Below are 13834 nucleotides of genomic sequence, written 5' to 3'. Positions count from 1 at the left end.
ATGTGGTTAGGTCCAGCTCCATATAAACCATACAGTACGCATCGTGTGCATACTACCTTTAGAGGATATTGGGATTATGATGGTGGAGGATTGGGCGATATGGGACAACATTACTTAGATCCCGTACAATATTTCTTAGGTAAAGATGGCGAAAGCCCTGTTTCTGTGGAAGTGGATGCTCCTCAGCAGCATAGTGATGCTGTTGGAACGTGGAGAAGAATCACTTATACTTACGCAGATGGTTGCCAAATCATTTTAGATGGCGAAGGTAAAGACGAAGGAATGGCGTATATAGATGGACCAAAAGGTAAACTATATAAAGGTTTCGTTTCTGACATACCAGATATGGAAAGAAAACTAGCACAATATCCAGAGCCTGCTCCGCAAATTACAGATTTCTTAGAATCAGTACGCACGCGTGAGAAATTTGCATTAAATGAAATAAACGGTTATCGTTCATGTACATTGGTCAATATGGGCTTAATTGCCCTACGTTTAAATCGTTCTTTAAAATTTGATTCTACGAAAGATGAATTTATTAATGACGATGCTGCAAACCGTTTAATTTATCAACCAATGCGTGGCCCTTGGTCAATGTAATTCTTTAAGCTATCTAAAAAATGAAAAAAGTTTTTAATACCATATCTGCCTTATTAATACTTCAAGGGGCAGCCTATGCACAACAACCTCAAAATAGAACAACTGCTACTAAAATAGCCGATGTATTGGGGCAACAACCTGCTGATGAGAAGGTGAAGTTTTTATACGCGATGAATGAGTTGGAAAACTTTACATCAAATGAGATTTCGGCAATGTTGAATCAATTGAAACCACAGGGACAAAATAATGCGGAAGTAGAATATGCGACCAATAGCTATTCTTTTTTTGTTAATCAACCTGGAAAAGAAAAACAAAAAGAAGTCTTTGTCCAAGGATTGTTAGATGCATTAGGTACAGTTAAAGAAGATACAAATAAAGCGTTTGTGTTACGTCTTTTACGTCAATGTGCAGGAAATTCAGCCGTGACTAAAGTATCGACGTATTTGAACAATGCTTATTTGGCAGATGGCGCAGCGCGTACATTGGTTTCTATTAATACAAAGGAATCGAGTGATGCCTTAGCCCAAGGGTTAACAAGTGTTTCAGACGAGAAATCTGCTATAGCAGTAGTAACAGCTCTTGGTGATGTTAGAAATCAATCGGCTGAACAAGCTATTATTGCCTTACTGGATAAATATAAATCAGACTCCTTTAAGCGCACAGCCCTTATCGCATTGAGTAAAATCGGTGGAACTGCTGCGATACCAATTTTTGAAAAAGAGCTTAAAGCTGCAAATTACAGCTATGATAATTTGAATAGTATTGGCTTAGGATTAGATTATGCAGAGTCTTTAATCGAGAACAAGAAAAATACAGAAGCCATTTCTTATTTAAACACACTTTTTGCACAAGCATCTAAAATCAAAGCGATCAATGCACAAGCAGGATCTTTAACATTATTAACAGCACTTGATGCCAAAAAACAGAAAAAAAATCTGTTAGCTGCAGCACGAAATGATAATAATGTCTATCGTCATGTTGCCTTGGGTTTGTTACAGCAGTATGGTGATGCAAACGATACTAAGAAATTACTTGCAATTGCTGCAAAATCGAGTCCTGCTGTTCAGGAGTCTCTATTTAACTATATAGCACAAAATGGCTCGATTGATCAGCTGAAAACGATTGAGCAACTTGTTGATAAATCGACAGATGCACATGCTAAATTAGCTGGACTAACAGCCATCAATTTATTGACGAAAGGTGCTGATTCAAAGATTTTGATCGCTAATTTATCTGCTGATGAGCAGCTGAATCAATCAATCAAAGCGCTGATATTGAGTTCGAAAAATGACAATACGATTGATGAAGTGAATAATGCTTTGGCAAACGTAGATGATGCTAAGAAAATCCAGTTATTGGATGTTTTAAGCACACGTGCGAATAGCAATTCGTCTCAAGCGGTATTGGCATTGAAAAGCTCAAACCCAGACGTTAATAAAGCCATTAACAAAGCATTACCTAATGTAGCTCAAGAAAAAGATTTAGATGTCCTTGTCAATTTGCTAGCCGATGCAGATGATGCTTCTAAAAAGAATCTGGAAGTTGCGATTGCAAATGTAATCCAATCAAGTCAAAATAGAGATCAACATATTCAAAAGCTAGCAGCAAATATTTCTCGTTCTGCAGCACCGAGTGCGATGAAGTTTTTTCCAATTTTCGCAAGATTAGGTGATCAAGAGTCATTGAATGCGGTTACTAATTATTTGAATACAGATAACCCTGCATTGAAAGAAGCAGCTGTTGCAGCTATTGCTGATTGGTCTACACCTTTAGCATTAAATGAGTTGATCCAGTTGTCAAGAACTGATTTATCGACTTCTCTAAATGAAAAGGTTTTTACAGGCTTGGTTAAAAATATCAATAAGTCAATCATAACCAATGATCAAAAGACACTTTTATTGAAGGATGCATTTGCTGTAGCAAAAACCGACAATCAGAAAAAGGCAGTGTTAGGGTCGTTGCAAGCAACGGGTACTTATCAAGCAATGGTATTTGCAGCTAAATACATGAAAGATCCCAATCTAAAGGGAGCTGCTATCAATACAGCGATGAATATCGCGTTGGATGATAAGTCGTTTGTAGGTACTGAAGTGCGCAATATTCTAAATGAAGTTATTGGTAATTTGAGTGGTAGCGAGAGTTCGTATTTAAAAGAAGCAGTGATTAAGCATCTTGCCGAAATGCCACAATCTGAAGGCTTTGTAAGTCTATTCAATGGCAAAGATTTGACGGGCTGGAAAGGTTTGGTGGCAAACCCAATTAAAAGAGGTCAAATGACTGAAAAAGAATTGGCTGCTGCTCAAGTAAAAGCTGATGAACAAATGAATCAAGGCTGGGCTGCTCAAAATGATGAATTGATTTTTAATGGAAAAGGAGATAACATAGCAACGATCAGACAATACGGTGATATTGAAATGTTAGTCGATTGGAAGTTGGATAAAAATGGTTCGGAAGGCGATGCAGGTATTTACCTTCGGGGTACACCTCAAGTACAAATTTGGGATATATCTAGGGTAAAGGATGGTGCACAAGTGGGATCTGGTGGTTTATATAATAACCAAAAGGCGGAGTCTAAACCTTTATTGGTAGCAGATAATGCTTTAGGAGAGTGGAATACGTTTAAAATCAAGATGATTGACGACAAGGTCACTGTTTATCTGAATGGTAAATTGGTGACGGATAATGTTCCTTTAGAAAACTATTGGGATCGCAATCAATCTATTTTCCCAACCGAGCAAATCGAATTGCAAGCGCATGGTACGGTCGTGTCTTACAGGGATATTTATGTAAAAGAACTGGCAAGAAAAGAAGTCTTTCAATTGAGTGCTGATGAAAAGAAACAGGGCTTTGAGGTTTTGTTTGATGGTACAAACTTAGATAAGTGGACGAAGAATGATGGTTATGTCATCAATGATGAAGGACACTTAAGGGTAGTGCCAGATGCTAAATTTGGTGGTAATCTGTACACAAAAGAACAATATGGAGACTTTGTATATCGGTTTGATTTCAAACTGACAGATGGTGCTAACAATGGTGTAGGTGTCAGAGCCCCTTTAGAGGGAGATGCTGCTTATGAGGGTATGGAAATTCAGATTTTAGATAATACTGCTGATATCTATAAAGATTTAAAACCTTATCAATACCATGGTTCTGTATACGGTGTCTCGACTTCAAAAAAAGGTCATTTGAAACCGGTAGGAGAGTGGAATAGCGAAGAGATCGTGGTAAAAGGTAATCGTGTTCAGGTAACATTGAATGGTGTCTTGATTCTTGATACGGATATTGCAACTGCAAGCAAAAATGGCACTTTGGACGGTAAAGCTCATCCAGGGTTGAAACGTACTTCCGGACACTTGGCTTTCCTAGGTCATGGATCTGAAGTATTCTTTAAAAATATAAGAGTTAAAAAATTGAAATAGCGTTAATCACTCCATTTCATGAAAAGGTCCTTATTGCATATGCTAATAAGGACCTTTTATAATATAAGGGCATTTGATTGCCTTGATTTTACGGTACAAGTTGTTGCCAAATATCGCAAGGTCCTCGTGTTTAATTTAGAATTGGTTACGGGTATTTCTTTTTCCCACGAATATACTATAGCTATTCAGTAATTGTTCTAAACGTGAGATTAACCCTTGGTGTAAACACTTTTTTTGTCGGTGGAAGTCGATGTAGCCAATGAGATTGTGTTTCATCCTTCATAATCAATAAGCTACCATGCTCCAGATATAATTCAACTTTTTCTTTGCTAATTTTATGTTTGAAGGCAAATTTTCGGACTGCTCCAAAACTCAAAGAACCAATTGCACCATCTTTCTTTAAATCTTTCTCACCATCACTATGCCAAGCCATGCCCTCTTCTCCATTGTGATACAAGTTCAATAAGCAAGAATTGAAAGTTTCACCAGTTGTTTCTTCAACTATATTTTTCAATTCCAGTAGTTCCTTTGACCAGGGTAATGCCCGTTTTGTTGTATTTGAATAGGTATATTCAAAGGGTTTTGTACCATACCAAGCCACTTTCCTCTTAGTCAATAGATGTTTACCGAAAATAACAGCTTCATCGTTTCGCCATTCGATTGTTGTCAAAAGCTTCTGAAAATAGTAATCCGCACTTTCAACGTCCAGAATTGTACCATAATAATGAACAGTACCATCTCGATGAAGCCAGTTTTTTGTTGTATCAACAGGGTAATTAAATAATTTCATGGTATCTTTTCTAACGTTCTTTTGTAATTCAATATTGTAAAAACAGCAATAGGACATCGCAATATAATCTTGAAGAAATTTACTCTTCTTGATTTAGCTGAGCACTTTCCCAACCGATTATGGCTGTTTTTCGCGTAGGTCCCCACATATATCCACCCGTAATACCGGATGCTTGAATGACACGGTGACAGGGGATAAGAAAGGCCACGGGATTGCTGCCAATTGCTGTTCCAACAGCTCTAGAGGCCTTTGCATTTCCAATCTTTTGCGCGACATCGCCATACGTAACAAGCTTACCCATGGGTATTTTTAGTAGGCTTTCCCAGACCTTCAACTGAAAATCGGTCCCCTTAAGGTGTAGTTTTATTTCTGATAAAGTAGACCAATCGTTTCGAAAAATAATCAGTGCACTTTCCTGTAATGCATCTGCATATTGATTGAATAAAGCATTTGGGAACCTGGCCTGTAGGTCATGATAAGCTTTTGCTTCGTTACTTTCGAAGGCGATATAACAAATACCCTTTGTTGTAGAAGCAATGATAACTTTGCCAAACGGACTGTCGGCAAAACGATAATTTATGCTCAGATTTTGTCCTCCGTTCTTGTATTCAACAGGCGACATGCCTTCAATATTGATAAACAGGTCATGCAAGCGACTTGTGCTGGATAAACCGGTCTCATAGGCAGTGTCAAATAGTGTTAAATCCCTATTTTCAGCAAGTAATTTTTTTGCGTGTTCAATGCTTATGTATTGTAAAAATTTTTTGGGACTTGTACCTGCCCATTCCGTAAACAATCGCTGAAAATGAGCTGGACTTAAATGGATTTCCGCTGCAACTTCATCGAGATGAGGTTGCTCCTTAAAATGATGTTGTAAATACGCAATAGCGGAAGCAACTCGATTATAATTAAGACTTGATTGTGTTTCCATTTTATATTAATTAATACACAAATTTCAACATGATTTCAGAATTATACAATCCGAAACATGCGCAATTTATTATGCATTGATATTTTTTATCATTTTATAATTGATAAATTTAATTTCCTTTAACCTAACTACTTGTTTTTGAACGGTACTAAAACCCATCTTTTCAAAAAAAGATTTTGCTGTTTTGCTTACGTCGGCAGTTATGAACTTTATATGCTGTCGCTTTGCTGCATCTTCGATAATATGATATAACTGCTGGGCAACTTTTATTCGCTGATAATCCTTATGCACAAAAAGTAGGTCAATGTATGTCCACTTGTCTAAAGTGCAAAAACCAACGATTTTACTCCCATGTAATGCTATCAAGACAAATTGATGTATTAAGATATCTGCCCAACGCTGTTCGTTATGAATCGAAGAGCTCCACATTTCGATTTGCTCCGAATTATAGTCTTTTATACATACTGTTTTGATCGTACCAACAAACAATTGTTGTAGCGCATCGCGGTCATCTAATGTTCCTGCTCGAAAAGTATATGTTTTCAAATTATCTGATGAGGGTTTGAAGGTGTGTAGTGCTATATTCTTCCAGATTGTTGTTCGCGTTTCGCAATCATGATGCTATTCAAACTTACTAATATTGCATTTTAAATACAATAATATTGATGTATAACTTCGCATTTATGTGTTATTATGGAGTTCAATAGGTTATTATGTCTACTTTATTATTAAATAGCCCACCGATTAGATCTTACATAAATATACGATATTTCCATAAAAATGATGTTTTTGACAAGGATAGGTTTATCTAAAAAAGGATGTGCTGATGCGATCATTTCATAGAAGATTAAGGATGGAATTCCTATATAAAAAAACAGCGTTTAATACTATTAAACGCTGTTTTTGTGTGTCCCCGAAGGGAGTCGAACCCATATCAACAGAACCGGAATCTGCAATTTTATCCATTAAACTACAGGGACATGCTAGCAAAGATATACTATTTCATGAAAAATGAAAATAGCTAAATGCAATCTCTTGCCAACACCCTCATCTTTAGTCAATAAGATTTAAAGTTACATTTACTGAAATGTCTGGAGTACCGCCACCAATGCTTTGGTAGCTTGAATTGTTCCAGTCTGCTGCGGTAACCTTTGTTTTATTTAGACCGTGCATCAAGACAATTTTCATTGGAATAGCACTTGCTTTATCTAATACTTTCCAGTTGCTTTTTAAACCTACTTGTTGGTCTAGATACGTAAAGGTAATCTGTTCCTTTGTAGGGCCTACGAAGAAAAACTGATGTTCATCGGCATCGTCAGAAATTTCCTGTTGTACCTCATGTCCTTCAAAATCTTTTAATTTAATATCTAAATCATAGTTGCCCTTTTTTAAGTTTAAAGACTGTGTTTTTGTATCGGTAGCATCGATGATAACTTCGACTTTGGCATTTGTTGTTTTTTCTGTAAAACTTAAAGTCATGGTTTTCATTTCTTCATTATCATGTTCGTGGGCAGGATCATCTTTTTTACATGAGTTGAAAAGGAGAACCGCTGCGATCAGGACTAATTTGCTGCTGTTAATGATTTTTTTCATGATAGCTGTATTTGTTATGATTAGAATGTGTAATTAATTGTCAATTGTATATTTCGCCCTACACCATGACTGTAATAACGGAATAGATCGGTGTAGGATTTGTATGTGCTATTTAAGATGTTTTCTACCAAAAGGCGAGTTTGCAATTTATTGTTGCCAACAAGAGAACCTAAACTAATGGAACCATTGATGAGCTGATACGCCGAAGGTGCCGGAGCCATCTCCATACTTGCTGTTGTTAAAAACTGTTTCGCATAGATTTCTTGACCTAAGGCAAATTTCACATCATGCATCCAGTTCGTCTTGCCCTTTGTTGTAAAAGCGATTTCATGTGTATACGATAGGGGTGGAATAAGCGGCAGATTGTTATTTTTATCTAGGTTACGGGCATAGATAAATGATGTGTTTGCACTGTATTCTAAATGTTCACGGATGGCAATTTTCCCCTGTATATCGATTCCTGCCAGTAAAGCATTGTTTTGACTATACTGCCAAATCGGGAATGTACCAGAAAGATTTTGTACATATTCTTCGGTTGGTTTTACATAAATGTAATTATTGATGTAGTTAGCATAGATGTCAATGTTTAAGAAATTCTTCTGTTCATGGATATTTAAACTGGTGATCCACTTTAATCCTTTCTCCGCTTTTAAGGACGGATCTCCTCTTTCATAGCGTGCTGTACTCTGGTGGACGTTTTGGCTGTACAGTTCTTGAGCGGACGGCGCTCTCCAAGCAAGTCCTAAGTTTGATTTAAGAGTCATATGGTTATCGACAGTATAGGATAAACCGAGGTTGGTCGACAAGTTATGAAACTGATTGTTGCCGCCATAAGCTTTGCCATAAAAGTCATACCCTGCAGCATCGAAATTCTTGAAATCATATCGAGCTCCTAATTCATAGGCAAATCGGTCTTTTTGCCATTGATATATACCGTATGCTCCGATATTAAAGGCATTGTAATTTGGTATTAATGGGGTATTAAAAGTCCCAGCAATATTGTTGTTAACCTGTGTCTGCCCCTGAAGGCCTGTGATAAATTTTTGATTTAAGCCCTCAATAGTATAAGATGCATCAAGTGCATGTGTCCGTAAAACCATATCCATGCTTGGAATTGCACTACGGCCTGCACGTCTTTTATCGTATTCCTGGCGGTGGTTATTCTGGTAAGCATATTTTATGGATAAGGTTTTAGCATCGCTTAAGCGCTGGCTGTAAGCAAACTGAAATACCTCGTGTTTAACCTCTTGACGGGGAGCATCAATATTGTATGAGAATCCGAAAAGTTCGCTGGGATATGGTCGCCCGTAGGCTAGACGTTCTTGAAAAGAGGTAATATCGCCGATATGAGTAGAAGATAAAATGCCCGCTTCATTGTGATATTGTTTATAGGAAGCTTCAAAATTAGCGTCTTTGTATTGATAATTTACTGCAGCATTTAGGTTGTAAATGCGTTGTCCGGTATTGTTTAGGTAATAATCGGGAGTTTTTCGATTACCAATTTTGCTGTAGTTACCATTGAAAGACCATTTTAGTCCTGCTATCGGAGTGATGCCCTCTAGGTTTAATGCGCTTTGCATACCTCTGCCATTTGTGAAACCGTTAAGACTGACTTGCCCTCTAAGGCTATCAATCTTATTCCAAGGCTTGGTGGATAACAGAATTGCTCCACCTAAAGCCTCTCCTCCATAACGTAGGCTTTCTGCTCCTTTCACAACTGTTATCGTATTGGCAGCATATACATCAATTTCAGGAGCATGATCATTCCCCCATTGCTGACTTTCCAGTTTCATACCATCATTCAATATCGCAAGTCGGTTTCCATAAAGTCCATTTACGATAGGTTTATTGATGGTTGAGCCAGTCTGTAGAAGTTGTACTCCAGCAATATTTTTTAATACTTCTGCTAGCGAACGGTTTCTATTTTCAGCTAAAGCTGTCGCATTGACCTGTTGCGCAATCTGTGTTTTGGCAGCAACCTGATATCCGTAAACCTGTGTCTCGGCGAGTCTCTTAACGTCTTTTTTTAGTCTTATCAGTACGGGACGGTCATTTTTCACATAAGTAGTGTCATTTTCGTAGCCAACGAGTGAAGTCACTAATTTTATAGGGAAGTTCTGTTCGGTACTAAATTGAAATTCACCCGAAAAGTTGGAAGTTATCGCTTTCTTATGTCCTTCGTAGTGTAGGTTAGCTCCATGAATGGGACTGGTGTTTTCTAGCGCTATGATCTTTCCGCTTATTTGTTTTTTTTGTGCAAATAAGCTGTAAGAAGGCCACAATGAGATGAATACGGGTGCCAATATCGAGATGACGCTGAACTGTTTTGTCATGCTTAAATTAAATTACGCTTCAAAAATACAACATTGTTGCATTAAATTAAAATAATAATGCAACAATGTTGTATATAATTTTAAAAGTCGTCATTTATGCCGTTTTTCGATACGAATGAGAAGCATTTTATTTTCTTGAATCCTGGCATTGTTCCAAATGATAATCGAAATGGAACGGGGATTACGCAATAAGTCAGCTAACTTTAAAGATAAAGTAGAGATTTTAGGGTTTCTGAATAGGTTACGATGCTATTAGGAGCGGGGATGATATTGCGTGATAACGCTTTGAAGGTAATCTCGGTCAATATGGGTATAGATTTCGGTAGTGGTAATGCTTTCATGGCCCAACATATCTTGGACAGCACGTAAATCGGCACCACCTTCTACCAGATGTGAGGCAAAACTGTGTCGAAAGGTATGAGGACTGATGTTTTTTTGAAGCCCAATTTTACTTGCTAATTCTTTTATCATAATAAACACCATCACACGTGACAATGCGGCACCTCTTTTATTAAGAAAAACATAATCCTCTTGCCCTGGTTTGATTTTGATATGCAGCCTAACTTCGTCGATGTATATTTTTAAATGTTTAATTGCCTGGCTACCTATCGGTATCAAACGTTCTTTATTCCCTTTTCCTTCCACTTTAATAAATTCGACATCGAGATAGAGATTAGATATTTTTAGACCAACCAATTCAGAGACTCGAAGGCCACAACCATATAATACCTCAATGATAGTCTTGTTGCGCATTCCTTCGGCGGTTGAAAGGTCTATTGCATTGATAAGTTGATCGATTTCTTGTATATTCAGAACACTTGGTATCTTCCTGGCCATACGCGGTGCTTGTATCAACTCTACAGGATTGCTTTCCCAGTCGTACTCCAAGAGTAAGAAATTGTAAAAGGTTTTGAGCCCAGATAGGAGGCGCGATTGGGTAAATGGGGAAATACCAAAGTTATTGATCCAGATTAGAAAACGTTGTAAATCTTTATTTGTGAGTTGCTGGAGAGTCAAATTATGCTCATCACTATATACTTCTAATTTAGATACATCATTTAGATACGCTTCAATAGAATTGTCGGATAGTCCACGCTCAAATTTTAAAAAACGTTCGAAATTCTTCTTTAAATGCAACCAATTATTTTCTTCTATCATGAATAACAAAAATACAATAGATTAATTGTAATTTCGAGCACTAATTTTATAAAACAAACTAAATTAATTATTTAAGGTAAATCAAAAACATGAGATTTATTAAACCAATTGCATTAACATTTTTGTTGCCATCTCTTTATTGTACGACCCCAAGTACAGCGGCAACATCATTTCGTGCTGAAGCGAGAGCGATTTTAGCACAGGACACCGTTAACTGGAATCAAAACCTTCCATTTGACAATGAGGTAGTTAAAGGAAAACTAAAAAATGGTTTCACCTATTATATACGCCGTAATGTAGAACCCGAAAAAAGGGTTACCATGTATTTGGCGAATAAAGTAGGTTCTATTTTAGAGACTGAAGATCAACTCGGTCTAGCACATTTTTTGGAGCATATGAACTTCAATGGATTAAAACATTTTCCAAAAAATGAATTAGTCGATTACCTCCAAAAAGCAGGGGTAAGATTTGGTTCAGACCTTAATGCGTATACAGGTTTTGACGAAACTGTCTATCAATTGCCCATTCCATCAGACGACCCTGAGTTATTGAAAAATGGATTGCAAGTGATGCGTGACTGGGCACAAGATGCTTTGTTGACGACGGAAGAAATTGATAAGGAACGTGGTATTGTGATGCAGGAAATGCGTGGTGGACGTGGTGTTGGCCAGCGTTTGCAAGATCAATATTTCCCCATCGTTTTGAATGGTTCTCGTTATTCCAAACGATTGCCTATTGGAACGGAGAAGATCATTACAACTTTTAATCCGGAAACTATCCGTAAATTTCATCAGGACTGGTATAGACCAGATCTGCAATCTATTATTATTGTAGGCGATATTGATGTTAAAGATATGGAGGAGCGTGTTAAAGCGCTGTTTTCGGATTTGAAAACTCCTGCAAAGAAATTGGAACGCACTAAATACAGTGTTGACTTGCTCAATAAGAATCAATTTATAGCGATTACCGACCCTGAACTTCCTTATACAGTTGCTCAGATCATGATTAAGAGTAAAGAAGAGAAAACGGTTACGGTAAAGGATTACAGGACTCAATTATTGATTTCGGCGTTTAACACCATGGTCGCAGAGCGTTTTTCTGAAATTATGCAACAGGCAGATGCTCCCTTTATGCAAGCTGGTGGTAGCATATCAGGTTTCATAGCGGGATTGGATGTGTTTTCACTGATGGTGGTTTCCAAAGCCAAATCAATTGGAAGTGGGCTTCAAAAAGATGATGACAGAGTTTGAGCGAATTCAAAAGTTTGGATTCACCGCGTCTGAATTGGATAGAGCAGTCATATCGATGAATAAAGCTAATGAAACAGCTTACATAGAAAAGAGTAAGAAAAAATCAGATAGCTATGTGAGTCGCTATTTGAATAACTTCTTAAAAGATGATGCGGCCTTAAGTAATGAGGATAGTTATAAAATTACGAAGCAACTTTTGCCAACATTGACATTAAAAGAAGTCAACGCATTGATTTCGAAATATTATACAGATTTGAATCGCGATGTCATCATTATGGGGCCAGAGAAAGATAAGGCTACTTTACCTGCGGAACAAACAATTAATACTTGGATAAAAGAAGTGGAATCTCAAAGTTTGACAGCCTATGAAGATAAGGTGTCCAAACTGCCATTATTAGCGAAGGAACCTGTAAAGGGATCTATTGTTTCTACTCAGGAATTAAAGGATATCCATGTTAAAGAAATGACGTTAAGCAATGGGGTCAAAGTTATTTTAAAACCTACCAATTTCAAAAATGATGAGATAAGAATTTCGGCATTTAGTGCCGGAGGTTCATCATTATATCCGGATCAAGATTACTATTCCGCAAGTAATGCTGCAGGTTTAGTTGATGCAAGTGGTCTTGGTCAATTGAATAATGTAGAACTTCAAAAATATTTGACAGGTAAAAATATTGCGATCACGCCATATATTTCAGAAAGATATGAAGGTTTATATGGTAGCTCGGATAAAGAGGGACTGAAGAATGCATTTGAGTTGATCTATGGCTATTTTACAGAACCACGATTGGATAATGATGTTTACCAAAGCATTATTGCGCGCTCCGTGGGAAGTTTGGAAAACCGAGAGAGTAACCCATCTAATGTTTTCTCAGATAAAATTAAGGAAGCATTGTATGGGGATAATATTAGAAGGAAAAATGCAACGGTGGAATTAATAAAGACCATCGATAAAAATCGTGCCTTCGAAATTTATAAGGAACGATTTGCTGATGCATCGGATTTTACATTTACGATTGTAGGATCTTTTACAGAAGAAGAAATTAAGCCTTATCTTGAAAATTATTTAGCGGCATTACCTAATTTGGGGAGAAAGGAATCATACAAAGATTTGGCATTAACAGAACCAGCGAAAGGTAATCGCGTTGTTGTGCAAAAAGGTAAGGAGGATAAAGCGTCTGTGCAATTGGCGTATTACGGCGATTACACGTACAGTGAATTAGAAAATGTCAACATGGATGCTTTAGAAAGCATTTTGACAATCAAATTATTGGAGCGTCTTCGTGAAGCTGAAAGTGGAGTTTATAGCGTAGGAGCTTCAGCAAGCTATAGTAAATTGCCACGCGCACGTTATAGTTTCGGAATCGGCTTTGGAACGGCTCCCGATAAGGTGGATGTATTGATTAAATCGGCTGTTGATGAGGTATCAAAGATCAAGAAAGATGGCCCTATCAAGGAGGATATTGAAAAATTTGTCATTGAGCAAAAACGTCAGCTTGAATTACAGTTGAAAGAAAATGGTTTTTGGACAAATTATCTGTCAGGATCATATCAAAACCAGGAGGATGTCACAGCAATACAGCGGAAATTAGAAGATCTAAATCAAGTTTCAGTAGAAAGTGTAAAAGCTGTAGCTGAAAAATATCTGAAAGAAGACCGTATGTTCGAATTTATTCTATTACCAGACGCTAAGTAGATATTTTCTATTTCAAATAAAAATCTCCTGATATTTATCAGGAGATTTTTTATTAAAAAAAGTG

General features: G+C 37.2%; 10 protein-coding genes and 1 tRNA gene. 4 read left to right on the top strand and 7 right to left on the bottom strand.

Annotated features, from left to right (window positions below; translation table 11 throughout):
* On the top strand, window positions 1–600 hold the full coding sequence (locus ACFX5U_RS13660; RefSeq protein WP_400261065.1) for a hypothetical protein: 600 nt from the start codon (window positions 1–3) through the stop codon (window positions 598–600).
* Window positions 601–620: 20 nt separating this feature from the next.
* Window positions 621–4019: a DUF1080 domain-containing protein gene (locus ACFX5U_RS13655; protein ID WP_400261064.1), complete on the top strand. Its 3399-nt coding sequence runs from the start codon at window positions 621–623 to the stop codon at window positions 4017–4019.
* A gap of 181 nt (window positions 4020–4200) precedes the next feature.
* On the opposite strand, the gene ACFX5U_RS13650 is transcribed toward ACFX5U_RS13655, so the two are convergent.
* From ACFX5U_RS13650 to xerD, 7 genes are all read right to left on the bottom strand, one after another.
* Entirely contained in the window at window positions 4201–4809 is a 609-nt protein-coding gene (locus ACFX5U_RS13650; protein ID WP_038699209.1) for an alpha-ketoglutarate-dependent dioxygenase AlkB, read from the bottom strand.
* A gap of 79 nt (window positions 4810–4888) precedes the next feature.
* Window positions 4889–5740: a methylated-DNA--[protein]-cysteine S-methyltransferase gene (locus ACFX5U_RS13645; RefSeq protein WP_400261063.1), complete on the bottom strand. Its 852-nt coding sequence runs from the start codon at window positions 5738–5740 to the stop codon at window positions 4889–4891.
* Window positions 5741–5809: 69 nt separating this feature from the next.
* Window positions 5810–6286 (bottom strand): GNAT family N-acetyltransferase, encoded by a 477-nt coding sequence (locus tag ACFX5U_RS13640; protein ID WP_280566723.1) that lies wholly within the window; start codon window positions 6284–6286, stop codon window positions 5810–5812.
* Window positions 6287–6648: 362 nt separating this feature from the next.
* Window positions 6649–6720, bottom strand: a tRNA-Arg gene (locus ACFX5U_RS13635).
* A gap of 73 nt (window positions 6721–6793) precedes the next feature.
* Window positions 6794–7333, bottom strand: a complete 540-nt coding sequence (locus ACFX5U_RS13630) for a hypothetical protein (RefSeq protein ID WP_400261062.1) — start codon at window positions 7331–7333, stop codon at window positions 6794–6796.
* A 20-nt stretch (window positions 7334–7353) separates the two neighbouring features.
* Window positions 7354–9666, bottom strand: coding sequence for a TonB-dependent receptor (locus ACFX5U_RS13625; RefSeq protein WP_400261061.1), 2313 nt, complete (start codon window positions 9664–9666; stop codon window positions 7354–7356).
* 252 nt (window positions 9667–9918) lie between these two features.
* The gene (gene xerD, locus ACFX5U_RS13620) at window positions 9919–10824 is read right to left on the bottom strand and encodes a site-specific tyrosine recombinase XerD (protein ID WP_400261060.1); all 906 of its coding nucleotides are present in this window, start codon (window positions 10822–10824) and stop codon (window positions 9919–9921) included.
* Between the two features lie 89 nt (window positions 10825–10913).
* Between xerD and ACFX5U_RS13615 the strand changes: the two genes are divergently transcribed.
* Together ACFX5U_RS13615 and ACFX5U_RS13610 are read left to right on the top strand one after the other, a co-directional pair.
* Window positions 10914–12074, top strand: a complete 1161-nt coding sequence (locus tag ACFX5U_RS13615; protein ID WP_400261059.1) for a M16 family metallopeptidase — start codon at window positions 10914–10916, stop codon at window positions 12072–12074.
* Window positions 12058–13770, top strand: a complete 1713-nt coding sequence (locus ACFX5U_RS13610) for an insulinase family protein (RefSeq protein WP_400261058.1) — start codon at window positions 12058–12060, stop codon at window positions 13768–13770. The genes ACFX5U_RS13615 and ACFX5U_RS13610 overlap by 17 nt, the downstream gene beginning before the upstream one ends.
* Window positions 13771–13834: the final 64 nt, after the last annotated feature.

The sequence above is a fragment of the Sphingobacterium sp. SG20118 genome (genome assembly GCF_044740685.1).
Classification (GTDB): domain Bacteria; phylum Bacteroidota; class Bacteroidia; order Sphingobacteriales; family Sphingobacteriaceae; genus Sphingobacterium.
Note: the sequence above shows the minus strand (reverse complement) of the source record. Positions and strands in the feature narration are given on the sequence as shown.